The sequence below is a fragment of the Cerasicoccus maritimus genome (assembly GCA_031296935.1).
GTDB classification, from domain to species: Bacteria; Verrucomicrobiota; Verrucomicrobiia; order Opitutales; family Cerasicoccaceae; genus Cerasicoccus; species Cerasicoccus maritimus.
In genome coordinates this window covers 63,561-88,184 of record JAVDPD010000006.1, presented here as the reverse complement: position 1 = coordinate 88,184, position 24,624 = coordinate 63,561, and the positions used below count along the sequence as shown (strand labels likewise).

The following is a 24,624-nucleotide window of genomic DNA, read 5'->3' as shown; positions in this document are numbered from 1 at the left end:
TCAATCATCTTGAGTCTCGGCGATGGTCGCCATGTCTTTAACAATTTTGTCGACGGGATTGGCGCGATCGAGCCGCTCTAAATTTTCGCGGAAACGCTTAATCAACCAGTCGTTAAAAATGAGGTCGGTCACTTCGCCCAAAAGGCGGCCGATTTCTTTTTCTTCAACCACGACGGCTCCGCCCTGCTGCTCGATGAACTGCGCATTGGCGAGTTGGTGATCGTCGGCGGAGAAAGGATACGGCACGAGGATCGACGGCAAGCGACAGCGGGCAAACTCCGCGATGCTGCCAGCACCGGAACGCGCCACCACCAAATCCGCGGCACTCAAGGCAGCCGCCATATCGTCTACGAAAGGCGTGAAAATGGCATGCACCACTTGGCCGTCGGCAGACTTGCGTTCGATCGAACCAACCGACGTTTTGTTCAAGCCGGTGATGCAATAAACGTTGATGCCGTCCTTGGCCAAGGCTTCGAAATTATCCGTCACCCAGTTGTTCAGCGCCGTGGCACCTTGGCTGCCGCCGAGCACAAGCAACAGCTTGCCGGTGATCTCGAGTCCCATTTTCTCGCGGGCTTCGTCTTGAGCCATACGGTGGATCTCGCGGCGAATCGGGTAGCCGCAGTGGTGTATCATTGAACGCGGCAGCCCCTTAATGCTCACACCCGGCGGTAGATAAATACGGCGCGCAAAACCAGCGAGCATGCGGATTGCGCGGCCCGCACGACGGTTGGCCTCGTGCAGCATCACGGGCACGCCGGTGAAGAACGCCGCGAAGACGGCGCCCACCGTCAGGAAGCCGCCAAAGCCGATGACGGCGTCGGCCTTGAACTCGCGCATGAGCTTGATCGTAAACATCAGCCCGCGAATCTGCTCTAAGTTGAAGCGGATGAACTGAACCGGCTTCCACGAAAAGCCCATGCCCGGCGAGCGCGCGTATTGCAGTTGTGGGTAATTTTTTACGAGGCGCGAATCGACGTCCTTGTTGCTGATGATCAGGCGGCACTGGTGTCCGTTGGCGATCAAAGCTTCGGCCACTGCTATGCCCGGGGCCAGGTGCCCGCCAGTTCCGCCGCATGAGATGACAAAGTTACTCATAGTTCGCGCGGCTTCAACAGGGGTTTAGCGGACCAATTCGCAAAGCAGTTAAAGAGCAGTCCGATGAGCACAAACATGGTCACCAGGTTCGTGCCACCATAGCTGATGAACGGAAGGGACATTCCCTTGGTCGGCAGCATGCCGGTCACCACGCCCATGTTGATCAGCGCTTGCAGCGTCAGGAAAAGCAAGGCACCGGTGGCCAACAGGAACTGGTAAAGATTTGGCGCGCGGCGCAATGCGAGCACACCGACCGCAAAGATCGTCGCGAACAATGCCACAACCGCCATCGTCGCCACGAGTCCCAGCTCTTCACCGATAACCGGGAAGATGAAGTCCGTGTGCGCCTCGGGCAAAAAGAACAATTGCTGGCGCCCCTGCCCCAGGCCAACTCCGGGCAAGCCGCCAGCGCCAAAGGCCAGGATGCCCTGCCAAAGTTGATAACCGCTATCGGCCTTGTTTGCTTCCACGTCCAGGAACGACGTGATGCGGCGCATGCGCACCGGATCGAAATAAACGGCCACGCTAAACGCGGCCACGCCCATGAGCGCAGTCGGCATCAAGAACCACAAACGCGCGCCAGCCAGGAACATCATCGCGAAGCCCACGGCGCCGCAAAGCGCTGCAGTGCCGAAGTCGGGCTCCATGATGATCATCATGAAGCACACGCCCACGGCAAAACCGGGGAAGACAAAGCCTTTCCAAAACTGCGCGACCTCGCGCTGGCGCGTCCCGTAATAACGCGCCAACCAAATGATGAGGGCGATCTTGGCCAAGTCCGAAACTTGCAAACGCATCAGGCCAAGATCCAACCAGCGACGGGCACCATTGACCTCCACGCCGATCTGCGGCACGAGCACGAGCGCAAGCAAGCCCAACACCGCAATAGCGATGTAGTGGCTCATCTTGCCCAGCCAATCGAGGCTGATGATCGACATGAAGATACCAGCACACAGGGCAATCCCCAGCCACATCGCTTGCTTGCGAAACAGATAAAACTCGTCCTGCTTGATGATCTCATTGTGAGACTGGCCGGCGCTGGTGAGCATGATCAAACCCAGCGCCGTCAGCACGAACACACAGGCCAGCAACGCCCACCCTGCGCCAGGGCGGCGCAAGTAGCGGATCGTGTGTTGGCCAATTGTGTTCATGAAAATTTACTCCTGCACCTGCTCGACGATGGGTGCGTTTTCGAAGTCGATTTCGTCCAGCTCGTTTACCTCTTCGACCATGATCGGCTCAGGCTGAGGCGGAGTCACGGGAACGACCGGAGCAGCGGGCGCCACCGGTGCGGGCTTCGGCGTAACGACCGTGACCGGCTTGGGTGCGGGCGTCGAGCTGACCGGTTCCAAGCCAGTAGGAATCGTCAACACTTGGCCAACGCGCAGGCGACGCGGATCGGAAATACCGTTGGTCTGCATGATGGTTTTAACATCAACGCCATAGCGACGCGCGATGCCGCCCAGGGTGTCGCCCGAGGCAACCACGTAGGTGACTTCGCCAGCGGAATTCGGTACGCCGACCACCGGCTCAGGCTTCGGCGCGACCTTGGGAATCAGCAGTTCCTGCCCCACGTAAATGCGGTCACTGGCCAAACCGTTGGCGCTGATGATCGCGCTGACGGAGGAGTCATGGCGCTTGGCGATACCGGAAAGATTGTCGCCGGATTGCACCTTATAGCTTTGGCCTTCTTCGCTGATTTGAACCGGAGCGTAAGTCGGCGCAGGCGCATCGACCGGAGCCACGGGCTCGCTGTAAGAATCCGACGGAATCAAAATGACCTGGCCGATTTTCAGCTGGTTGGCCGTCTCGCGGGTGAAGCCATTCACGGCCATTATTTCGCTGAGGGTCACACCGTTGTTGCGAGCAATCTTTGAAAGCACGTCGCCCTTCTTAACGATGTAGGTGCGGCCGCCGGAGGGCTCAGCAGGAGCAGCCGTGGTGGTGGGCGTCGGCGCGACAGTTGTCACGGTTGCCGTGCTGCCCGAGCGAATCTTGTTAAAGCCCTGGACGCTGCTGTCTTCGAATTCACCCGGATCAACGGGATCAGCCGTGTTGGTATTCGTGGCGGTGTAGCTCGTGGTCGCAGGGACCACGACATCCGGCGAGGACGAGTCGCTGATGTTCCAGTCGGCCGGGCGAGTGGGCGGGTAGCGGGTCTGGCTGCCGGTTTGCGCGGAGGCGCTGTTGGGGCGGACAGATGTCGTGGCCGGGCGGTAGGGTTGCTCTTCCACGTGGCCGGGATCGCCGGCAGGCTCAGCCGCCGCCGTGGTCGTTTGACCGGCGTCGGAGGCGCATCCAGGACCGACGAACAATGCGGCGATAACGACCGCATGCAAGCCAAGGACGATGGTGAAAATATGGGCAAGTTTCATGGTGATATTTTTTACGGTTTGACGCATTCAGTGACGGTAGATGCGGCAGTGACGCCCTTCAAACTCAAAACCGCTTGTTTAAAGCATTCCCCGCGTTCTGCATAACTGGCAAATTGATCATGACTGGAAAAGCCGGGGCTCAGTAGGATAGACCCCCCACTTTCGCGGCGATTCCAGGCCTCGCGCACCGCTTCCGACAGGCTCGAGTGGCAGTGATGCGGCGTGCCGAGTGCGGTAAACGCCTCAGCTAACTCCGGTGCAGATTCCCCCACCAAGCAAGCGTGCGAAATTTTACCAGAAATTCGCTGGGCAAACGCCGCAACATCCCCGCCTTTGCGACGCCCTCCGCCGATCCAGACAATCGGGCCGTGCGTCGCCGCAATGCCGGCTTCGGCAGCGTGAAAATTTGTCGCCTTCGAGTCGTTCCAAAACTGCACGCCATCGTCGCCTTTGGCAATGAGCTCCAAGCGGTGCGCGGGCACGTGGAAACTACAAGCCGCGGCATCCAACTCGGCCAAATCACTGCCTTCCATTTCCCAGTAGGCGCGCGCCAAGGCGTAGTTTTCGCGCTGGGGATAATTCACAAACGGGCTTCCTGCAGGCGGCGTCACGCTCTCCGAATCGATGACAATGGTGTAGCTAGGCAGCTTATAGCCCAGCAGCTTCGCCCACTCCGCAACGCTCGGGCCCACGATCAAACGCGGGCGGACCAGGCGCTCGACCAAGCGCCACTTGGCCGCGAAATATTTCTCCATCGTGCCGTGGCGCTCCAAGTGGTCTTCGGCGAAGTTCGTCCAAAGCACTGCCTGAGGACGAAACGCGCGCATGCCCTCGGATTGGAAGGAGCTCACTTCGCAAACGGCCACCGTGCTGTCGGCACCGCCGGTTTCGAAAAAGCGCGAAAGCGGGAAGCCGACATTGCCTGCGGCCATCGCATCCGTGCCGACACTCTTCAGCGCGTGCACGAGAAACTCAGTCAACGTCGTCTTGCCGTTGACGCCCGTCACGGCGACCAATCCGCCCGGCCAGTAAACCGACGCAAAATCCAGCTCGCCATAAACTGAGGCACCAGCGTCACGCGCTTTTGCCAGCCAAGGATGGTCCGGCGAAAGGCCCGGGCTATGCACCACGAGCTTGTGCTGTTTGGCATCGCGGTCGGTAAACTCCGTCTTGGCGCCAGCGGTTCCATTTTCGTCAAAAAGATTCACCCACGCGCCCTGGCTGCGCAGCAGCGCCATCGCGCCGAGTCCACTCACGCCAGCACCGAGCACCGCAGCGGGACCTGCGTGCAAATCGGGAATCTGGTTGGCGAGAGGAGACATATTGCGTTAACGAAGTTTGAGCGAAGCGAGGCCAATGAAGGCGAAGATGAGCGAAAGGATCCAGAAGCGGATCACGACTTTAGATTCGTGCCAGCCGGCGAGTTCGAAGTGGTGGTGAATCGGCGCCATGCGGAAGATGCGCTTGCCCGTGAGCTTAAACGAACCGACCTGTAAAATGACCGATACGGCTTCCATCACGAAGATGCCACCCACGATCACCAGCGTGACCGGTTGGTGGACCATGAAGGCGATCGAGCCGATCAAACCGCCGAGCGCGAGCGAGCCGGTGTCGCCCATGAAGACCGTTGCCGGGTGGCTATTGTGCCAAAGAAATGCCAGGCTGCCGCCAATGAGCGCCGTGCAAACGACGGCGAGTTCACCCGTGCCCGGAATGTAGCTGAGCAGGAAGTAATCCGCGATGATCGAGTTACCCGCCGCATAGGCCATGACTGCGTAAACGATGGCCACCGTAACCGTGCAGCCGATGGCGAGACCGTCGATGCCGTCGGTCAGGTTGATCGCGTTGCTTGAGCCCGCGAGCACGAAGAAAAAGAAGATGAATGCGAACCACAGCGGCATCGGATCGAGTACCGCAAATTTGACGAACGGAAGCCAAAGTTCCCGCATTGCATCGCGCGTTTCGGAGTTGCCCAACAGGAGGCCCAAAGCGAGGAAGGTCAGCAAGGCTTGCCCTGCGAGCTTCCAGCGGCTCGACAAACCGGCGCTGCTTTTCTTCGTCACTTTCAAGTAGTCGTCGAAGAAGCCAATCGCGGTCAGCCCGGCGTAAACCACCAGCGCGGTGATCACGTAAACGTTAGGCTTGGCCCAGAGAATAGAGCTACCCGTAACAGCCGCAAAAATCATCAGCCCGCCCATAGTCGGCGTGCTCTTCTTACTCGCATGCAAGTCCGCCAGTTTGCCGACCTCGCTTGAGTTGCGGAAAATTTGCTCTGCCTTCAAACGGCGTAAACGATCAAAGATCGGCGGCGCGATGATGAAGCCAACGCAGAGCGCAGTCGCCGCTGCCATCATCATGCGGAAAGTGATCGAACCGAACAAGCGGAACGGCCCCCAGATATCTTCTAAACCTGCTAGATAAGTTAGCATGCCTGCGCCTCTTTCTGGTTGAGCAAGCCTTGTGGCAGCAGGGTTTCCAGCGCATAAGAGCGGCTGCCTTTCACAAAAATCGAACCGCTAAACAAATCCAACGCCGTCTGTGCGGCAACGGCAGTTGTGTATTGCACGAGTTGAGATTTCTCCGCACCATTATCCCGTAATCCAGCTGCGTAGCCTTCGCCTTCTTCGCCAATCAGCAAAGCGCGATCCTGCGGGCGGAGCGGCACAGCGGCACCAACTTTGCGATGCAAAGCTTTCGACTGTTCGCCAAGTTCTTTCATGCCGCCGAGCACGTAAAGGCGTGGACTTGCGTCCGGCGCCAGAGAGGCAAAAGTTTCCAGCGCGTCGGTCATCGACGCAGGGTTGGCGTTATAGCAATCCACGTAATAAAGGTTGTTTTCCCAATGATAAATCGAGCCACGGTCAGCGCCGGGCTTCCAGCCCTGCAAACGCTTTTGCACACTCTCCCACTTTGCACCGCAAAGTATCGCCGTCAGCACCGCGAGCACCGCGTTGGACACCATGCCTTTGGTCAGGTGGGAATCGATTGTAAACTGTCCGGCGAACAGCGCGCTTTTGACTTGAATGCGCGTCCCCTCTCCCTCCCGGAAGAATGTGAAGCAGCTGCGGTATTCGGTGAAGTCAAGCTCCGGCTTTTCGCCGCAGGCTTGGCACACACTGAAGATTTCGCCGCCAAATTGATGAAACGCCGGGAACTTCAAGACACCCTCCGAGCAAACCAACGATGCGCCTGGTGCGCCCAAACGCACGAGCTCCGCCTTTTCACGGGCCACGGTTTCAACGTCGTTCAACAGCTCTAAATGCGCGGGTCCCACCATCGTCACCACGGCCACACTGGGCGCAATCATGCGACCAAGCACGGACATCTCACCCGGCTGGTTGATGCCTGCTTCGACCACGGCATACTGATGCTTCGCCGGGTCCAGCTTCGTCAGTGTTAGCGGCACGCCGAGGGTGTTGTTCAGGTTCTTCTCGGTCTTCAAACACTCGTCTCCAAGGAGGCGCGCGATGAGATCCTTCGTAGAAGTTTTCCCGCAACTGCCCGTAACTCCAACCACCGGACCGGGAAAGGTTTTGCGGTGCTGGTGGGCAATCGTTTGGAAGGCCGAAAGGGAGTCCTTCACGAACAATTGCGGCAAATAAATATCGTCCCGCGGCTGATCTACGAGGGCGGCTGTCGCACCGGCATCACGCGCAGAAGCAAGGAATGCATGACCGTCGCGTTGCTCCGTTTTCAGCGCAACAAAGCAGTCACCCGGCTTGATCTTCCGGGTGTCCTGGCAGAAGCCAGTGATGGGCTTTTCTGGCGGTGCGCCCAACCACTTTCCCGCGGTCCAATCGGCAAGTAGCTGTGGCTCGAAGGCAGGCATCAGTTCGGTCGTAGTTTTTTCAAGTTTAGCAGTTCCCGCGCGACCTGGCGGTCGTCAAACGGGGCAACAGTGTCGGCAAATTCCTGGTAGGTCTCGTGGCCCTTCCCCGCGATGAGCACGCAGTCGCCGGCCTTCGCGGTTTCCAGCGCAATGCTGATCGCGCGGCGGCGGTCGTCGATGAATTCTATCTCGTCGGGCTTGGTCACTCCGGCGCGCATATCGTCGAAAATATCGGAGAGATTTTCGCGGCGCGGGTTGTCTGCTGTCGCCCAGGCAAAGTCGGCCATTTCCTGCACGGCGGCCGTCATCTTCGGGCGCTTGTCGCGGTCGCGATTGCCACCGCAGCCAAAGACCACCAGCACGCGGCCGGGGGTGATTTCGCGGAGCATCGTCAGCGCGTTGCGCAAGGCGTCGTCGGTGTGCGCGTAGTCCACGAGCACGGGAAAAGTTTGGCCCACGTCGATTCTTTCCATGCGACCGGGCACGCCGGGGAACGTCGCCACGCGCGGCAGCACTTCGGAAATTTCGCGGCCCATGCCCACGCAGATTGCGAGCGCGGCCAAGAGGTTGCTCACGTTATACTTTCCGGCGAGCTCGGTGGCGACTTCCACTTCGCCACCGGGCCAGGTCAGCTTGAACACACTGCCGTTCGGCGAGAGCTTGATGTCACTTGCGCGCAGCTCTGCCGACTCGTGAACGCCAAAGGTCAAGACGCGTCCCTTGGTCTCCAGCTCTTGCGCGAGCCGGAGACCATAAGGATCGTCGATGTTGATGACGCAGACTTCTGGTTGGTTGCCAGTTTCGCCGGTAAAGAGGCGGCGTTTGACTTCAAAATATTCATCCATCGACTGGTGGTAGTCGATGTGGTCCTGGGTCAGATTCAGGAACGCAGCCACCGGAAAACGAATACCGCGCACGCGCTCCTGGTCGATCGCGTGGGAGCTGACTTCGAGCACCGCCGAGTGGCAGCCTTCAATGCGCATTTGGTCGAGCATCGAGTAGATGTCCACGCTTTCGGGCGTGGTCTTGTAGCTCGGCAACGTGCGGCGACCGAGGTCATAGCGGACCGTGCCGAGCAGGCCAACGCTGTACGGTTTGTCCGCCAGCAAATGCTGGGTGAGCATCGTCACGGTGGTCTTACCATTGGTGCCTGTCACGCCAACCAAATCCATCGCGCGGTCGGGATGATCAAAGAAACGACCAGCAATTTCCGCCAACGCCAAGCGTGCATCCTTCACCTGGATGTAAGGCACGCTCATCCGGGGGCCGGGCTCACGCTCGCCCACGATGCCGATAGCGCCGCGGTCGATGGCTTCTTCCACGTAAAACGAACCACTGGTATTGGCGCCTTCGATGGCGAAAAACAACGCGCCCGGAGCCACCCGACGGCTATCGGAAATGAGGCATGTCACGCGGACATCATCATCGCCCGTGGCCTTGATGTGGTCCACGCCGTGCGTCAGCGCACGCATGGTGCGCTTAGCGGCCATGGCGCCACCGAGCTCCGGATTGCTGCGCATCGCCATGCCCCAGCTCAGTGTATTTTCCAGTGAAGCAAAACCTATCATCGTGCGCCCTCCCTAATGGCAACCAGCGGGCTCTCCGGCTCAGGCGGGATCCCCAAATACTGGATGCAGTGCTCGGCAATGTTTTTAAACACCGGAGCCGCCACCACGCCGCCGTAGCCGACGCCCTTGAGTTCCGGTTCATCCACCACCACGGTGATCACCAGGCGGGGATTTGATTTCGGGAAAAAGCCCACAAAGGAACCTACGTGATGTCGGTGCGAATAGCGACCGTTCACGATCTTTTGCGTCGTGCCCGTCTTACCGGCAACTCCGTAATTTTCAATCGCAGCACGTCGAGCAGTGCCCTCTTCGCCGACCACATCCGCGAGCATGTCGGTCAACTGATTCGCGGTGTAAGACGACACGACACGAGACTTCGCCTCGGGCGAAAACTGCATGACCGGCGTGCCATTGTTGTCAAAGATTTGGCGAACAATCTGCGGCTTCATGAGCACGCCGCCGTTGGCAATCGCGCTCATTGCGTAATGCACCTGAATCGGCGTGGCGCTGATCGCGTGGCCCATCGGCAAGCGCGTAATCGTCAACCCGTCCCAGGCCTTTACCGGGTGCAGGATGCCGTTCTCTTCGAGGTCCAGCGGAAAGCCGGTTTTCTGCCCATAGCCAAAGCGGTGCGCGTAATCGTAAAGGCGTTGTTCTTCGAGCTTTAAGCCGAGCAATGCGGCTCCACGATTGCTGGACTTCACCACGATTTCACTCACGGTCAATTCTTCCAGCGGATGCGAATCCTTCGGCAAGCCAAGCTTGCGGCCCTTGTATTCCACCACCGGCACGCTGCAGTCGAAAACAGTGCTCGGCGTCACGAGGTCTTCGTTCAAAGCGCCAGCGGCCGACACGACTTTGAACGTCGAGCCAGGTTCGTAAATATCCGTCACCGCGCGGTTGCGCAGGTTTTCAATCGGGCTCTTCCAGAACTCGTTCGGATCAAAGGTCGGGTAATTCGCCATGGCGAGGATTTGGCCCGTGGCAACTTCGCTCACGATCACCGCCACGCCCTTTGGCGTGGATTCCTCGACGACCTTGGCGATCTGCTGCTCCACGTAGTGCTGGATGTTCAGGTCGATCGTCAGCTCCACGTTGAGGCCGTCACGCGGCTCCACTTCACGCGTACTAAACTGGATCAACTCGTGGCGGCGGCCATCCTTCTCGGACTTGCGCCAGCCATCCTGGCCGGCCAGGTAGAAATCGCAAAAACGCTCCACGCCAGAGACGGGCGTTTCCTCCTTGTTGACAAAGCCCAGAACGTGCGCGGCCAGGCCTTCGGCCGGGTAAACACGCTGAAACTTGCGGTTGCCGTAAACTGAGCGGATGCCCAGCGCCTTGACGGCTTCGTAGGTCGGCTCGTCCACGGTGTCCGCCAGTTCGTTCCAACGAACGTTACGGATTTCGGGGCCAGTCGCGGTGTCGACCGTGCGCAGCTTGTGGTCGAATTTTTCCCAGACAAACTCCGGGTCCAAGCCAAGCAATGCGGCGACTTCCGGCGCGCGGGCGTAGTCCTCGGCAGTGATCGACTGCGGGTCGACGCCGATTTCGTAAACCGCCTGTGTGGAAGCCATCAGGTTACCCCGGCGGTCAACGATGTTGCCGCGGCGGGCTTTAATTTCCAGAACGCGTTCGCGGTTCTGCTCAACAATGCGCGCAAGCTTCTCGCCCTCGACGAGATGCAGGTGAATCAAACGTCCCAGCAGGACGGCGAAGCACGTGAAAATGACGACGGTTACAAAAGCGAATCGAATTCCTGATACGTATGCGCGGTTCATTGGGTTCGAGGCCTGGCGCGGGCCTCATTCAGAAAAGTTCAGGGTAAGGCGAAAGAAATGGATAGCGGTTGCTCGTTCTGGGCGGCAGGCGCGGGTGCGTCGGCCACGGCAGTCGGCGTTTGGTTGATTGGCGCTGCGGGCGCGGGCAGCGGCAGGGCCGGGTCCACGTAGTCCACTGGAGTCAGCGGCTGGGCGCGAGGAATCCACACGATCTGGTCGGCCTGCGTCGGGCGCAGACCAGCCGGGGCCTCAGCGATCAGCTCTTGCGGGCTGTGGGCGCGGGCGATGCGTGCTTCCTGGGCGGCGGACTTGCGTTCGGCCTGAGTGATCTCCGCGTGAATGGCGCGAGTGGACTGAGCAGTCGTCGCCACGCTCTTGCGCAAATAGACCACGCCGAACGAACCGCCAGCGACCACGAGCAGCGCGAGCGCGCCCATAGCGAAAGCAGAGAATCGGCAGATTTTAAGGTTATGCGTGTAGTGAGTCATGGCAAAATTGAGTTGAGTGTTAGCGGTTCCGGCCTTGGCCGGACAAAGCGTCTTGCAGACGGCGCAGGACGGACCGGCGACGCCGGGGGTTTGTCCATTGCGCATCAGAGCGACGCTTGAGCATGTCCCAGATGTGATCTGAATTGATGGCGGTCTTCATACAGTCCTCAGCGTAGAGGTGTAGTCAGCTTGCGAACGGCCCGCAATTTGGCCGATCGGCTGCGCGGGTTGGCGGCGATCTTCGCCTCATCGGCGACGATCGGTTTTCGGGTGAGCCGTTCCGCGAGCTGCACGCGCTCATCTTGAGCGCGCGAATCGCGGCCGTGCTCGGGACGTCCAGTCACGCGATTAAAGAATCGCTTCACCGGGCGGTCTTCCAGGGAGTGGAAACTAATAACGGCCAACACACCACCGGGGGCGAGGGCCTCGAAAGCCTTGGGTAGAACCTCGTCGATGGCACCCAGCTCGTCGTTGACGGCGATGCGGATGCCTTGGAACGACTTTGTCGCCGGGTGGATGCGTTCGCCGCGGCGTTGGGAAACATTGGCGGCGATCAGCTCAGCGAGCTTGGCGGTCGTTTGCAGCTTACCGGTTCCCCGGGCCGCCAGGATGGCGTCGACCACGCGTCTCCACTGTTTTTCCTCCCCTTGGTCGCGGATAGCGCGGACGACATCGTCCCGACTGGCGGTTTCGAGAAACTCGGCTGCAGACACGCCCTGACGCGGGTTCAAGCGCATGTCTGCGGGCGCGTCCTCTCGAAATGAGAAGCCCCGTTCGGCCTGGTCTAACTGAAAAGAGGAAACACCGAGGTCCAAGAGGACCCCGGTGAAACCTGTTTGCGTCAGTTTGTCCAGTTTGCGGAAATTAAGATCAAAGAACGAAAATCTTTCGGGATAACGCTCCCTTAGGGCGGCGGCCCGCTCAGCAGCGGCAGGGTCGCAATCGAGTCCGGTGACGTGGACTCCTTCGTTGGCTTCGAGCAGAGCGGTCGTGTGGCCACCGCCGCCGAATGTGCCGTCGAGATACCTTCCGGGCTGGATGGGCGAGAAGCATTCGAGCACCTCGCGGAGCAGCACTGGCAGGTGTCCCATAGTCCGAGTCAAGGTTTCGGCCGGGCCATTAACGAAGGTGGAGCACATGGGCGAGGACCCTCCAGCCGCGGGCGGAAACCTTGATGGAAGGTTCTTCGCGGGTTGCCCCTTGGAGAAAGGGCAGGTCCTGGCGGCCAATCGGGCGACGCACCTGGTCAAATTCCCAGTCTGTCGGTCCCGTACGTTGGCGGCCCAGAATGCCGGCGTTGTAGAGTTGTTTGCTGATTTTCATGGTGAGATGTTCGGTTGGAAATTTTCATAAGTCGGTTGGTTTAGAAGCCGAGATCGGCGAGGATGTCGCTCAGATCTCCATCGTCATCATCCTCGTCGGAGATGTAGGCTTCGTAGCGCTCTGGCTCCCAGAGCTGGAAGAAATTGACGGTGCCCACCAGGACGACCTCCTTGGAGACGCCGGCGTGCTGGAAGAGGCGATCGTTGATGTTGATGCGCCCATTCTTGTCGAAAGAGAAACTGTCAGCCGAGCCCAGCAGCTTGGTGATAGCCTTGCGGCCCTTCTTGTCGCCAATGCTGATCTTGGAAATCTTTTCCTTCAGCTCGGCCACCATCTCGGGCGGATAGACCGTCACGCAACCCGCTGGATCGGGGAACGCGAGGTAGGTCTGCTGATCATCGCCTTCGCTACGCCACTTGGACGGGACCGTGAGCCTCCGCTTGGCGTCCAGATTGTGTCTGAACTCCCCTGCGTAAAAGCCCTGGTTGAAATCGATCATGGAGATAAGTGCGCGCGTCTCAGTAGTCCCACTACATCCCACAAAGCCCCACTTTGCCCCCCTCGTCAAACTTTTTCTTCCATAAACGCGTCATACGTAACGATTTTGGCGAATTTGGAGGCTGAAATTTGTGAATAACCTGGTAATTTTGGTGAATAACTCTGCCAAAAGGCCAATTCACCCAAAAATGACGTCCCACTCCGCCCCCCCACCGCGCCCCACACGCGCCGACGAACTCCTCGTAGCCCAAGGGGTGGTGGAATCGCGGGCCATCGCTCAGCGAATCATCAAATCCGGTCAGGCATTTCGGGCCGACGGGTCCATTATCCCAAAACCCAGCACCAAGATCCCAGCCGACGAGCCGCTGACGATTTCCGCCCCGCCCCGCTTCGTCTCTCAGGGCGGCGAAAAGCTGGAGTCGTGGTTCGCCCAGTACCCTATCGACGTTTCCGGGCTTGATGCGCTTGACGTCGGCGCCTCCACCGGCGGCTTCACCGACTGCCTGCTCCAGCGCGACGCCGCCAGCGTGACCTGCGTGGATGTCGGCCATGCCCAGCTCCACCCCCGCCTCCTCGACGACACGCGCGTAACTAATATAGAAGGCGTCAACGCCAAGGCGCTCGACGAAGAGGAGCTCCCCCACCCGACTTACCCGCTGATCGTCGCCGATATGTCCTTTATCTCTTTAAAGAAAGTCATCACGCCGATCTGGTCGCGGCTCGCCCCCGGCGGTACGGCGGTCCTGCTCGTCAAACCGCAGTTCGAGGCACCCAAGGAGGTCATTGCCAAGACCAAAGGCATCCTCCGCGACGACCAACTCCGCGCCAAGACCCTGGCCAGCGTCATCGAAACCGCCACCGCCCTGCCCGACTGCTCCGTCATCGGCCACATCGAGTGCCCCGTCTCCGGCGGCGACGGCAACCGCGAATACCTCCTCGGCCTCACCAAGCATCCTGCTTGACCGGTTGATTTGCGCAGTGCGCAAATGACGGAGAGGCAAAGAACCGATGCCCACCACTTGCGCTGAACAAAAGTCGAGACAAAAAAAACCTGCCCAGCAAAAGCCGGGCAGGCGCAGTCTAAATTGATTTGGTTATGAAGACTAGAGATCGCCGAAGTCCATGATGACCGGCTCTTCCTCTTCTTTCGCAGGCTCTTCCTGAACCTTAGGAGCCTCTTCCTTAACTTCTTCAACCTTATCCTGGACCTTTTCAGCAGTGGCATCGGGGTCCGGCGCGTCTACCTTCACGTCAACCGTGGGCGTCTCGCCAGCCTTGGCCGGATCAGCTACCGGGACCGCCACGACTTCGGCAGGTGGCGTCTCCGACTTGGCATCCTGAATGAGTTGTTCAACCATCTCTGCGCCGCGGGGGTCCTCATAAATGACTTTTCCGTCGCTGCCCTTGGTCCACTTTACATCCTTGCTGTCTGTGACCAGCTCTTCCCCCCCAACCATGACTGGCTCAGTCGTGGCGGACGCTGCCGGGGTGTCCTTGGCTTTGATGCTCCGTGAAAGCAAACCGTAATCAATGGTGCCGGTCGGCTTAGTCGGCTCTTCCACCATCGGTTTCGTCGGCTCGACTGCTTCCATGGGTGGCTCTTCGATAATTTTCTCGTCTTCCGCCATGATCGCCGCGTCATCGGCTTTTTCAGCCTTTTCTTCCAATATCGGCTCTACCGTGTGTACATCTTCCACCGGGCGGAGGGCATCACGGCGGGCAGCCATACCCATAGCGTCTTTTTTGCGCTCATAATCCTGGAGGAGAAGCTCCTTCTTGTCCCGATATTCTCGGCGGGTAATCTCACCGCTGAACAGCTGCTCCTTGAGCGGCTTGAGCGCGTGCTCCTTCTCCATGTAGTTGTTCAAGGCACAGCCGGTAAAAAGAAGCGAGCCAGCCAAGACTCCCAGAGTAATCCCGTTGAATGAATTCATGACAGCAGATTGATTGATTTAAATAAAGATAACTCGGGCTGGTAGTCGCCCGCGCAACCGGTGCGGTTCGGTGTTAAGTGTTTAGGTCTTAATAAGATAAACGCAAGCACACTGTCGCCTACAGCGCGGTTTTTACGAGCCTTTGGCAACCTAAACATCGTTTTTACAGGGACAAGCACTTAGCTACTCACCACTCAAACACCCACCAAGTCGCCATTTGGGGACACAAAAAACCGGCGGGAACAATGTCCACGCCGGCTAAAATAGCTAACTGCAGCCCAATTACTGGTTTTCGTAGCGTTGGCGCAGCATGTTGGTGAAGGCGGCCACCTTCTTCTTGCGGCGACGGACTTCACAGGGCTTTTCGAAGTAGCGCTTGGCGCGCACGTCACGGATGACGCCTTCGCGGTCGAGCTTCTTCTTCAGGCGGCGGAGCGCCTTTTCCATGGGCTCGCCTTTGCGGACTTTTACATCAACTGGCATAAGTGTTCTAAAATTGGATTTCGGGAAAAAGCAGAGGATAAATGGACAATACCGGCGCCCCGTCAAGGCCTAAATGGCACAGATTATTTTTCATTTGTCATTTTTCATTTTCCCGTGGTCTTTATTGAACGCAATGCCCAATCCCGTATTCGACCCATTACCCGACGAACTCGTCAACGCGCTGGAATCCATGCCGCGCGACGAGCTCGCCCAACTGCGGGAAAAACTCATTGCCGAGCGCAACCACCCCCGCCGCCTCAAGGAAATGCGCCGCGTCCTCGGCGAACGCACCCAGTGGCTCTCCATCGTCCTGGAGGACATCTTCCAACCGCACAACAGCTCCGCCGTCCTCCGCACCGCCGAGTGCTTTGGCGTGCAGACGGTCCACGTGGTCGAAAAGTCGCGCAAGTTCAAGATCAGCAACCAGGTGGCCATGGGCGGCGCCAAGTGGATCGACGTCGAACGCTACGACCAAACCCCCGACTGCCTCGATAAACTCCGCGCACAGGGCTACCGCTGCGCCGCCGCCACCCTCCGTGACGACGCCCTCCCCCTCGACGAAGTCCCCCTCGACAAACCCCTCGCCGTCCTCATCGGCCACGAGCGACGCGGCCTCTCCGAAGCCGCCCACGACGCCGCCGACGTCTGGTTCAAGCTCCCCATGCACGGCTTCACCCAGAGCTACAACCTCTCCGTCTTCAGCTCGCTCTGCCTCTACGAACTCACCCAACGCCTCCGCGACAGCGACCTCCCTTGGCGCCTCTCCGAGGAGGAAAAAGAGCGCATCCTCACCCGCTGGCTCTGCCAGGACGCCAAAGCCATCGAAAACTTCGCCTGCAACATCCTGTTGCATCGATAGATTTTCGCACTGCGAAAATGGCCACTCCAACTAAATGAGGTAGGGCGCAGTCTCCAGACAAGCCGCACACTGCCCCTACGCCCCAAGCCATCTGCCCAAAGGAAGGACGACGCTTACAAGCGAGCCGCCACAGCGGAGTGGTCAATCTCCCCATACACATACGCACGCTGCCCCTCTGCATTTTTGCACTGCAAAAATCTATCGATGCAACGGGACGTTGCTTAGGTCCGCCACGGGCACGTGAAACACCTCCTGCTGCTCGTTGGTAATCAGCAGCGTCTCGGCATCGAGAAACGCAATGGCCTCGCATTGCCCCGCGCGAATCGGCAACCAACGCACCTCGCCGGTAAACATCCGGTCCGCATCGCCGTCTGGCGGCGTGAACAGCCAAATTCCGGTGTAAGTCAGCACCGCGATCTGCTCTCCGTCGTTCCAGGACGCCGCTGCCGTGACCATTTCCCGCATGTGCGCTTTGCCCACAAGCGTCATCGCGTTGGACTCCGTTTCGCTCTCCGAATCCAGCCGATAAAGCGCGGCCTCGCGGTCGGCGCGGTGCTTCATCACTAAATAAATCTTCCCCTTCGCCACAAAGAGCGCCTCACAGTCGTAGTTGTTCAACACGGGCGGGAACTCGTATTGCTCCGGATAATGCACCTGCCACGCCGCGCTGACGCTTGCCGTCGTCGCCGTCGCGTAATCGGGCTCCGGCACCTGATAGATTGTTAAATTGCGCCGGCGGTTGTTGTTATTACCCAGATCGGGGATGATCAAATTGCCGCGAAAATCCGACGCTAAATCCTCCCAGTCCTGGTTGCGCGCGCCTTCAATCTTAATGCCCGCTTCGCCAGCCGCGCCTACCACCTTGCCATAGGCGTCGATGGCGAAAATCCGCGCGCGGTCGCCACTGTCATTAAGCGTCCAGAAAACGCCGGGCGCCGTCCCCCGCGCAAGCCCGGACGACTCGTCAATCTCGTCGGGCAGCTCGCCAATGGCCTCCAAGCCGACGCCCCCGCGTTGCGGCACATCGTAGTAAACCGTCTTGCCCGGGCCCGCGCTCAACCCACAGCCGCTCAGCAGCGCCCAGCACGCCATTACCACCAAAAATGTTCGCCGTAGATGCATCAAATTTGAACAAAGACTGGCCAAGCCCGCCCGCGCCGCAAATCATTTCCGCATGAGCATCCCCATCGAAGACCTCGTCGAAGACGTCGTGAGCAAAGCCCAATCCGGCCTCGGCCTCAGCGACGGCGAGCTGGCCGAACAATGCGCCGCCGAGCGCACCGCCATCCGCCAACTGCGCAAGGGCGAGTTCTCCGCCGACACCGCGCACGCCGTGGCCCCCGTCCTCGGGCTCAGCGCCGACGCCCTCGTCGCCCTCGGCGAACAAGCCTGGTATCCGGAGCCGCTCGCGCTCGATGGCCTCGTGCAGATCAACACCCCGCACCCCGTGCCCGGCTACGAGGAAATGACCGTCAACGCCTACCTCGTCGGCGACCCCGCCACCGGCAAAGCCGCCGCATTCGACACCGGAGCCGACGCTGCCCCACTGCTCGCCGCCCTGAAGGAAAACGGCTGGACGCTCGAAACCATTTTCATCACCCACACCCACCGCGACCACATTAAAGACCTCGCCAAGCTCAAGGACGCGCTCGCGCCTGGCGGCAAAATCTACGTCCACGGCAACGAGTCGCTGACCGGCGCTACCGACATCCGCGACGGCCAAACCTTCGCCCTCGGCGGCCTCCAAGTCACCGCCCGCGAAACCAGCGGCCACTCACCCGGCGGCGTCACGTATATAATAGATGGCCTCGCCCGCCCGGTCGCCATCGTGGGCGACGCCATTTTCGCGGGCTCCATCGGTGGCGTGCGCGCCAACTACCGCCTTGCCCTCACCCAAATTCGCGAGCGCGTGCTCAGCCTGCCTGCCGAGACGATCCTCTGCCCCGGCCATGGCCCCATGACCACCGTGGCCGACGAGCTGCGCCGCAACCCATTTTTCGCATAAAAAATTAAGTTTGGCATTTAATTGGGAATAGGTACGCTTGGCCCCAACTCTTTACTGCCAATGAACATTCCTACTACTACATTACTTGCAGCATCCTGCTTAGCCGCAACGTCGGCCCAAGCCATCCTCGTTGGCTATTGGGACATGGATGCGTCGACCGTAAACGGTAAGCTCGCGCCCAATGACGGCGACCAAATGGGCACACTCAGTGGCAGCCTTCACGATCTTTCGGTCGGCTTCATCGACGAAGTTTCCAGCATCGAAGGCACCGCAGTCAATGCGGTCTTACCCGTTGGGGATCCCAACAATGCCCTCGAGTTTTACCATGCTGGCACGGTCTACGCCAGCGGCTCCTTCCGCATGAGCGGCTTCGACTTCAGCGAGCTAAGCGACGTCACGATCAGCTTCGCCTACAACAGCCTCAATACCTTCACCTGGGACACCAATCTCGACGTTGATTACCGCATCAACGGCGGCTCGTGGGTGGACTTCGCCGAGCTCGAAACCTTCCAACCAGACTGGAGCTTGGCCAGCATCGCGCTGCCCAGCGCCGTCGATGGCCAGTCCAATGTCGACATCCGCATCCGCACAACTGATTGGCTGAGCATTTCCAGCACTCTAGGCATCGACAATGTGCAGGTATCCGCCGTCCCTGAGCCCTCGACCTACGCCCTGCTCCTCGCCGCCGCCACCCTGGGCCTCGTCGCCTACCGCCGCCGCCGCTAAGCACAGCTTTTTTATCCGCGGATGAACGCGGATTTTACACGGATGCCATCCATCCGCAGCGCAAATGTCCTCCTGATCATGCTCGATCCGGAGGACTTTTTTTATCGCGGCCACAAAGTAGACTCTGGGCGCTAAGCGCATAATAGTTTCCAGCTGCGTTCTTCTCAAAGATACGCATCGCATTCGCAGACCACTTGCCTATGCTAAAGTCGAAATTTATCCGCGTAAAATCCGCGTTCATCCGCGGCTAAAAACCACGTATAACAGCCACTCATGAATCCGCTCAAGCTGCCGCCCTTTTGGTTCCTACTCGCCGTGCTGGCGCAGTTTGGCATTGGTTGGCTGGCGGACGGCGGCGCCGATGGCTGGGCGTGGTATGCTGCGGGCTATGCGCTGCTGGCTGTAGGGATGTTTCTCGTCCTCGGCGCATGGATGTCGTTTCGGATTCACGATACACCCATCTGCCCCTTCAAGCAGCCTACCCACCTCATTACCGACGGCGTCTTTCGCATTTCGCGCAACCCGATCTATCTCGGCCAAGTCATCATGCTGCTCGGCCTCGCGTCCCTCCACGGCGCCTGGCTCACGCTCTTGCCGATCCCGCTGCTGATAGTAATCCTACACTTCGGCTTCATCCGTCCTGAAGAGCGCATCCTCGCCCAACAATGCGGTCCCGAATTCACCGCCTACCGCCAACGTGTCCGCGCCTGGCTATAATACCGAATCGCGTTTTCATTGCAAAGCGCGGCCTACCCTTTAGCTCTGCCACAACCATACTCATGGTTGTGCCCCAAACACTACCACGGTTCGGACCATGCCCTTACCAGGTACGCAAAAAAGCGTCGGCGATACTAAAGGCGCGGTGGTTGCCTTGATCGGGCCAACTTTTCATGCTGAAAGTATGCCCGAAACGTCCAACTAGGGCAAGTGTGGAAACTTCGATTTCACTCAAAAACAGAGCAGCGCTATGGAGTGCGCCAGCCCTCTGGCGCTTTGGCGTTAGACTAAAAAACGTCGCATAACCGGGAGGCATGCGTTAAAAGCGACAGAGGAACTGGCGCACTCCATATCCTTACCGGCCCTACTTCGCCCTCTAGCTCCCCTGCTCGGCCAGGCGCTGGATGTTCTCCAAGTATTGAGCGACACGGTCTTCCGGGCGGATGCGTTGCGCGCTGCGCAGGGCCTCAGCGGCTTGCGGCCAGTGGGCTTGCTTCACGTGGACGCGGGCCAGCTCCAGGTAAGCATCGGCCGCGACTTCATCGAGCTTTACTGCACGCTCCAGCGTGACCTGCGCCTCGGCGTAATGCTCCAGCTCGATCTGCGCCACGCCGAGCAACAGCAAAGTCCGCCCGCTCAACGGGTCGCGCGACGCGGCTTCCGCCAGTAAACGCGCCGCAGCAGCGGGCTCTTCATTCATCAGCTTGAGACGGCCTTGAAGCCGCAACAGTTGGTTCATGCCTTCGCCGGAAAGCCCGTCGCCGTATTGCTGATAAACAACCGTGAGCAGCGACTCCGTCTCCTGCACTGCGCCTTGCTGCGCGAGCAGCTCCGCCGACGACAACAGCTGCAGCAGCGACGGCTTTTCCTGCAAGCGCAAGGCGTCCATGAAGGCCTGTGTCGCGCGGTGCGGCAGCCCCAGCGCCAGGTAAGCACGCCCGAGCTGAAGCAGCGCCTGCGCGTTGGCCAGCTCATGCAAACGCAGCAGCTCCAGGTGCACGGCGGCGTTCTCCCAATCCTGCATCGCAATGCAAGCATTGACGGCCACGCGACGCGCCTCGGCGTGCTTCGGGTGTTCCTTCAAATAACGCTCCGCCACGCCAAGGGCCTCTTTCGCGCGCTCAAGCTGGATCAGGCATTGCGCGCGGCCCAGTTGCCAATCGGCGCTGTGTGGCGCGAGGAACGACGCCTGCTCATAGCCGGGCAACGCCGTGGCGTAATCGCCGTTTTGAAAATGACAGTAGGCCAGCGCCCCGTAGCATTCGGCAGAGTTGTCGCCGCGCGAAATCGCCTCGCCCAGCGCGGAAACCGCCTCCCCGCTACGTCCGCTTTGTGCGAGCATCAGCCCCAGGTTCCGCCACGCGCGCACGAAGCCCGGCATCTTGCGCAGCGCCTCGCGATACGCGCTTTCGGCGGCGCCCAAATTGCCCGACTGCAGGTAGAGGTTGCCCAGCGTGTAATCAAACGCCGCGCTGGAATCCGGCGTCGTCTGATCGCGCAAACGGCGCGCAGCCTCGGTCAACTGCCCCTGCTCCATCAGCGGCACGATGGACTTCAAAGCCTGCTGCTCAGCCGACGTCACGCTCGGCTCGCGCGGCCCATCAAAGCCATAGCTCCCGAGAAAGCGCGCCTGAAAATCCGGATCCGACCACGAGAGCGAATCCAGAGCGTGGGCGAACTGCGAACAGACGCCCAACAGAAGGATCACGCCCAACTTCAGCGGAGTGGCAAAGGTAGCGCGGAGCGTCCCCGCTCCGCAAGCAGCACGACCAAGCCAGCCACTCGGCAACCAGCCCTCCCGGAGCCAATGCACCACCCCCGAACCTACGCGCCGGCTCGCCACAGCTTGCGGAGCGGGGACGCTCCGCGCTACCTGCTGCGAGGCATATGCGGTCTTGCTGGATGTGGTCGGTTCTTGGCGCATCTTAAAATCCAATCGGGAAAACATACGTCGCGGTGACGGGTTGGTTGTTGTGCATGGGCGGCTCGAAGCGGCACTTTTCGGCGAAGCGCTTGGCGTATTTGATCAGGCGCTCGTCATCGTAGGACAGCACCTCGACCACACTCACGAAACCGGCTGGGCTGATCAATACCTTCAGGCGGACCGCGCCGCTCACACCGGCGCGTTGCAGCTCGTAAGGCTTCTCTCGGGGCGGGCTCGACACCATCTGCGGAATGCTATCCAAATCGACCACTTCAAACACGGGGATCTCAGCAAGGCCGGTCATTTCAACGGGGAATTCATCCACTTCCAAGAGGCCCGTCGCAAAGCCCGCCAAGGCTGGTGAATTCGTCGGCAAGGCTTGCAGCTCAATTGGCTCGCCCAAGGGACGCGGCGCGGCGGCAGAGGCATCGGCCGCCTGCTGGGCCAGCATTGGCTCGCTTTGGGCAATCTGCGGCGGCGGGGGTGGCGGCTCATAGCTGAACAATTCAACTTGCGTGTTCTCGATCACCTGCGGCTCCTTGGCCAGCCAATGGCTCAGCGGAACGACAAAGGTAAACAACGCGCCCGTCACCAACACAGCGCAGATGAACGACGCCGCTTTGGGCAGCAAGTCCGGCGCATCGAGGGTCTGGCTCATCGGGCGTCCTCCCGGCTGGCGGCGATACTAATCGATGGCGCGCCCGCCAGCTTGGCCGCGTCGAGCACGCGCATGAGCGTCTCTGTCGTCACGGCCTTGTCGGCAATGAGCACCACCGGGCGCGGCGCACGGCTGTTGAGGCGGCGCACGATCAGGCCAACATCGGCCACGGACACCACGCGCTCGTCATGGAAAACCTGCCCGTTGTCCTTGATTGCGAAGAGGATGTTTTCGGGGTCCAGCTCGCGCGCACTGTTGGAGGTCGGGCGGTCGACCTCGACGCCGGTTTCCTTGACGAAGACCGTCGTGACCACGAAGAAAATCAGCAGAATGAACACCATGTCGATCAGCGGCGACAGGTTGATATCCGTCAGCGAGGGCTGCTTGATGCGGGCTTGGCGGCGGGCGCGCAGGCTCATGCGGCCTCCTTTCGCAGCGGGCGCAGCCCAATGCTTTCGACGTGGGTGATCGCGGCGGCCCATTCGTCACGGCGGCGGCGCAGCGCGTAGAGCGCCATGTAGGCCGGGATCGCGATGATGAGCCCCGTCTGCGTGCTGATCAGTGCCTCGTAAAGCCCGGATGCCGCGCCTTCGGCGATGCCGCTGCTGTTGACCGCGAGTCCGCGAAACGTCGCCAGCAGCCCCGTCACCGTGCCAAGTAAACCGGCCAGTGGCGCGGCGCTCGTGAGGATCGCCAGGAAGCTCATGCGGCGGTCGAGGCGTTGCAAAATCCGTCGGCGCAGCGAGTCAAAGCCACGGGCGCTATCGGCGGGCGTCGGCTCAGCGAGCGCGCGGGAAAGTTCGGCGGGTAACTTGGCTTCGGACAAGTCCTGCTCCGTCAAGGCGAGTAGTTTGCCCAGCGGCCAGCGGCACGCCTCGCGCCAGAGCTCGAACGCGGTGTAGTAAATCGAGACGGCCAAGAGTCCCAGACACGGCATTAGCCAGCCACCCTTTTCCCAGACCGGCCACACCTGCGCGTCGAACCACTGGACAACGGCGTCAATCATCGGCGGGCTCCTTTTTCGCGCCGCCGGGCAGCACATCGAGGAAACGCGTGGCGACGCCTTCCAGCGAGCTGGTCAGGCTCTGCGCACGGCGGGATAAAATAGCGTGCGCGATCAGTGCGGGAATCGCGACCAGCAGACCGAGCTCCGTCGTGACGAGCGCCTCGGAAATACCGCCCGCCATCGGGCGCGCTTCGCCGCTGCCGTAAACGCCGATCATGCGGAAAGTGGCGATCATGCCCGTCACCGTGCCGAGGAGGCCCAGCAGTGGCGACACCGCCGCCGTGACCGCGAGCACGGCCAAGCCACGCTCCCAACGCATCTGCCAACGGATCACGTGTTCCAGCAACACATCTTCCAACACCTCGCGCGGTTGGCCGACGCGATTCAGCGCTTCGCCAAGCAGCGACTTGGCAGGGTCGCGCAGGCCGTCGATTTGCTCGCGCACGGCGTCTAGCTTGTTCGCCGAAAAGTCTTTGGTCAGGGCGTCGAGCGTGGCGTCGTCCGGCAGGCGCACCACGCCGATCTCGCCAATCTTGTAGAACATCACCAGCAGCGCCAAGCCGGCGAGACCAAGGATCGGCCACACCCACACACCGCCGGAACGCAGGTGGTCGGCGAGCTCTTCTGTTTCCTGAGCGAGGCGCAGCGCGCGACCATTTGAAGCGTCGAGGGGCAGCTTGGCGGCTTGGCCCTTGATCGCCTGAGCGAGTTGCGCGGCTTGTGCGGGATCACCGAAAGCAGCGACATGGGGCGTCATCCCATCTTCATTGGTGGCGAAGCCGGCCAGTTCGTTGTTGGCGAAGAAACTCATCGGCCCCCACTGGACGAATTGCCCGGAGACAATCGCCCCGCTAGGGCTCACCGCTTGCCCTTCAAGAACGTGACCGCCCGCAGCGTCGCGTAGCCGGTCCATGCCAAACGCGGCCAGCGCTTGGGCTTGCTCGGCGGTTTCACTCGCGGTGGCGGGCTCGCTGAATTGCGCCTGAAACGCCTCCAGCTCTGCGGGGTGAAGATTGGCCTGAAGGTAGTGGCGGTAGTCGGTTAGCGCGGCTTGCAGCGCGGCAAATTGCTCTTCGAGGCGGGCGAGTTCCTGGCGGCGTTGCTCGTAGTCGGCGCCTTGCTGGCCGGCGGTCAGCTGAAGCATTTCGTAGTTGCGGCGCTGCTCGCGGACGCGGGCTTCGAGCTCGTTGTAGCGCTTGAGCAAGGCAGTCTTCTCGGCGGCGATTTCCACGCGCTGCACCCGCAGGCGATCGAGCGCGGTTTTGAGGTCGGCACGGGCGGCGTCGGTAATTTCGTCTGCCCGGCAAAGCGCGGGGGCCAAGAGCGCAAGGAGGATGAAAAGCGTGAATCTCATG

General features: G+C 60.3%; 25 protein-coding genes. 5 read left to right on the top strand and 20 right to left on the bottom strand.

What is annotated here, in order from left to right; genetic code table 11:
• The 12 genes from RBB62_RS05790 to RBB62_RS05735 form a co-directional block, all read right to left on the bottom strand.
• Complete coding sequence (locus tag RBB62_RS05790; protein WP_309397788.1) at nt 1-1,098, bottom strand: UDP-N-acetylglucosamine--N-acetylmuramyl-(pentapeptide) pyrophosphoryl-undecaprenol N-acetylglucosamine transferase; 1,098 nt, start codon at nt 1,096-1,098, stop codon at nt 1-3.
• Complete coding sequence (ftsW, locus tag RBB62_RS05785) at nt 1,095-2,249, bottom strand: putative lipid II flippase FtsW (protein ID WP_309397787.1); 1,155 nt, start codon at nt 2,247-2,249, stop codon at nt 1,095-1,097. The genes RBB62_RS05790 and ftsW overlap by 4 nt, the downstream gene beginning before the upstream one ends.
• Before the next feature lie 6 nt (nt 2,250-2,255).
• The gene (locus tag RBB62_RS05780; RefSeq protein WP_309397786.1) at nt 2,256-3,473 is read right to left on the bottom strand and encodes a LysM peptidoglycan-binding domain-containing protein; all 1,218 of its coding nucleotides are present in this window, start codon (nt 3,471-3,473) and stop codon (nt 2,256-2,258) included.
• Nucleotides 3,474-3,484: 11 nt separating this feature from the next.
• The gene (gene murD, locus RBB62_RS05775; RefSeq protein WP_309397785.1) at nt 3,485-4,795 is read right to left on the bottom strand and encodes a UDP-N-acetylmuramoyl-L-alanine--D-glutamate ligase; all 1,311 of its coding nucleotides are present in this window, start codon (nt 4,793-4,795) and stop codon (nt 3,485-3,487) included.
• A 6-nt stretch (nt 4,796-4,801) separates the two neighbouring features.
• Nucleotides 4,802-5,902, bottom strand: coding sequence for a phospho-N-acetylmuramoyl-pentapeptide-transferase (gene mraY / locus RBB62_RS05770; protein ID WP_309397784.1), 1,101 nt, complete (start codon nt 5,900-5,902; stop codon nt 4,802-4,804).
• The gene (locus RBB62_RS05765) at nt 5,896-7,302 is read right to left on the bottom strand and encodes a UDP-N-acetylmuramoyl-tripeptide--D-alanyl-D-alanine ligase (protein WP_309397783.1); all 1,407 of its coding nucleotides are present in this window, start codon (nt 7,300-7,302) and stop codon (nt 5,896-5,898) included. Before RBB62_RS05765 ends, mraY begins: the two co-directional genes overlap by 7 nt.
• A complete protein-coding gene (locus RBB62_RS05760) occupies nt 7,302-8,870 on the bottom strand; it encodes a UDP-N-acetylmuramoyl-L-alanyl-D-glutamate--2,6-diaminopimelate ligase (protein WP_309397782.1) in 1,569 nt (522 codons plus the stop codon). Before RBB62_RS05760 ends, RBB62_RS05765 begins: the two co-directional genes overlap by 1 nt.
• Nucleotides 8,867-10,648 (bottom strand): peptidoglycan D,D-transpeptidase FtsI family protein, encoded by a 1,782-nt coding sequence (locus RBB62_RS05755; protein WP_309397781.1) that lies wholly within the window; start codon nt 10,646-10,648, stop codon nt 8,867-8,869. Before RBB62_RS05755 ends, RBB62_RS05760 begins: the two co-directional genes overlap by 4 nt.
• Nucleotides 10,649-10,686: 38 nt before the next feature.
• Nucleotides 10,687-11,241 carry a hypothetical protein gene (locus tag RBB62_RS05750; RefSeq protein WP_309397780.1) on the bottom strand — a complete coding sequence of 185 codons (555 nt, stop codon included), beginning with the start codon at nt 11,239-11,241 and terminating at the stop codon, nt 10,687-10,689.
• 62 nt (nt 11,242-11,303) lie between these two features.
• Entirely contained in the window at nt 11,304-12,227 is a 924-nt protein-coding gene (gene rsmH, locus RBB62_RS05745) for a 16S rRNA (cytosine(1402)-N(4))-methyltransferase RsmH (RefSeq protein WP_309397779.1), read from the bottom strand.
• 28 nt (nt 12,228-12,255) lie between these two features.
• The gene (locus tag RBB62_RS05740; protein ID WP_309397778.1) at nt 12,256-12,459 is read right to left on the bottom strand and encodes a hypothetical protein; all 204 of its coding nucleotides are present in this window, start codon (nt 12,457-12,459) and stop codon (nt 12,256-12,258) included.
• Between the two features lie 40 nt (nt 12,460-12,499).
• On the bottom strand, nt 12,500-12,958 hold the full coding sequence (locus RBB62_RS05735) for a division/cell wall cluster transcriptional repressor MraZ (RefSeq protein WP_309397777.1): 459 nt from the start codon (nt 12,956-12,958) through the stop codon (nt 12,500-12,502).
• 187 nt (nt 12,959-13,145) lie between these two features.
• Here RBB62_RS05735 and RBB62_RS05730 point away from each other — a divergent pair, with 187 nt between their 5' ends.
• On the top strand, nt 13,146-13,919 hold the full coding sequence (locus RBB62_RS05730; protein WP_309397776.1) for a TlyA family RNA methyltransferase: 774 nt from the start codon (nt 13,146-13,148) through the stop codon (nt 13,917-13,919).
• A gap of 141 nt (nt 13,920-14,060) precedes the next feature.
• On the opposite strand, the gene RBB62_RS05725 is transcribed toward RBB62_RS05730, so the two are convergent.
• Together RBB62_RS05725 and rpsU are read right to left on the bottom strand one after the other, a co-directional pair.
• Nucleotides 14,061-14,891, bottom strand: a complete 831-nt coding sequence (locus RBB62_RS05725) for an SHOCT domain-containing protein (protein WP_309397775.1) — start codon at nt 14,889-14,891, stop codon at nt 14,061-14,063.
• Nucleotides 14,892-15,173: 282 nt separating this feature from the next.
• On the bottom strand, nt 15,174-15,374 hold the full coding sequence (gene rpsU / locus RBB62_RS05720) for a 30S ribosomal protein S21 (RefSeq protein WP_269540765.1): 201 nt from the start codon (nt 15,372-15,374) through the stop codon (nt 15,174-15,176).
• Nucleotides 15,375-15,507: 133 nt separating this feature from the next.
• Here rpsU and RBB62_RS05715 point away from each other — a divergent pair, with 133 nt between their 5' ends.
• Nucleotides 15,508-16,233, top strand: coding sequence for a TrmH family RNA methyltransferase (locus tag RBB62_RS05715; protein WP_309397774.1), 726 nt, complete (start codon nt 15,508-15,510; stop codon nt 16,231-16,233).
• A 198-nt stretch (nt 16,234-16,431) separates the two neighbouring features.
• Here the strand turns inward: RBB62_RS05715 and RBB62_RS05710 are convergent, their stop codons facing one another.
• The gene (locus RBB62_RS05710; protein ID WP_309397773.1) at nt 16,432-17,325 is read right to left on the bottom strand and encodes a hypothetical protein; all 894 of its coding nucleotides are present in this window, start codon (nt 17,323-17,325) and stop codon (nt 16,432-16,434) included.
• An 82-nt stretch (nt 17,326-17,407) separates the two neighbouring features.
• Here RBB62_RS05710 and RBB62_RS05705 point away from each other — a divergent pair, with 82 nt between their 5' ends.
• From RBB62_RS05705 to RBB62_RS05695, 3 genes are all read left to right on the top strand, one after another.
• A complete protein-coding gene (locus RBB62_RS05705) occupies nt 17,408-18,238 on the top strand; it encodes an MBL fold metallo-hydrolase (protein ID WP_309397772.1) in 831 nt (276 codons plus the stop codon).
• Nucleotides 18,239-18,298: 60 nt separating this feature from the next.
• The gene (locus tag RBB62_RS05700; RefSeq protein WP_309397771.1) at nt 18,299-18,964 is read left to right on the top strand and encodes a PEP-CTERM sorting domain-containing protein; all 666 of its coding nucleotides are present in this window, start codon (nt 18,299-18,301) and stop codon (nt 18,962-18,964) included.
• Between the two features lie 273 nt (nt 18,965-19,237).
• Complete coding sequence (locus RBB62_RS05695) at nt 19,238-19,681, top strand: methyltransferase family protein (RefSeq protein ID WP_309397770.1); 444 nt, start codon at nt 19,238-19,240, stop codon at nt 19,679-19,681.
• A gap of 376 nt (nt 19,682-20,057) precedes the next feature.
• Here the strand turns inward: RBB62_RS05695 and RBB62_RS05690 are convergent, their stop codons facing one another.
• Genes RBB62_RS05690 through RBB62_RS05670 form a run of 5 tightly spaced genes read right to left on the bottom strand, consistent with a single transcriptional unit; the run spans nt 20,058 to nt 24,623 of the window.
• Complete coding sequence (locus RBB62_RS05690) at nt 20,058-21,605, bottom strand: tetratricopeptide repeat protein (protein ID WP_309397769.1); 1,548 nt, start codon at nt 21,603-21,605, stop codon at nt 20,058-20,060.
• 1 nt (nt 21,606) lies between these two features.
• Entirely contained in the window at nt 21,607-22,263 is a 657-nt protein-coding gene (locus RBB62_RS05685; RefSeq protein ID WP_309397768.1) for an energy transducer TonB, read from the bottom strand.
• Nucleotides 22,260-22,682 (bottom strand): ExbD/TolR family protein, encoded by a 423-nt coding sequence (locus RBB62_RS05680; RefSeq protein ID WP_309397767.1) that lies wholly within the window; start codon nt 22,680-22,682, stop codon nt 22,260-22,262. The genes RBB62_RS05685 and RBB62_RS05680 overlap by 4 nt, the downstream gene beginning before the upstream one ends.
• Entirely contained in the window at nt 22,679-23,269 is a 591-nt protein-coding gene (locus tag RBB62_RS05675; protein ID WP_309397766.1) for a MotA/TolQ/ExbB proton channel family protein, read from the bottom strand. The genes RBB62_RS05680 and RBB62_RS05675 overlap by 4 nt, the downstream gene beginning before the upstream one ends.
• Entirely contained in the window at nt 23,262-24,623 is a 1,362-nt protein-coding gene (locus tag RBB62_RS05670) for a MotA/TolQ/ExbB proton channel family protein (RefSeq protein WP_309397765.1), read from the bottom strand. Before RBB62_RS05670 ends, RBB62_RS05675 begins: the two co-directional genes overlap by 8 nt.
• Nucleotide 24,624: the final 1 nt, after the last annotated feature.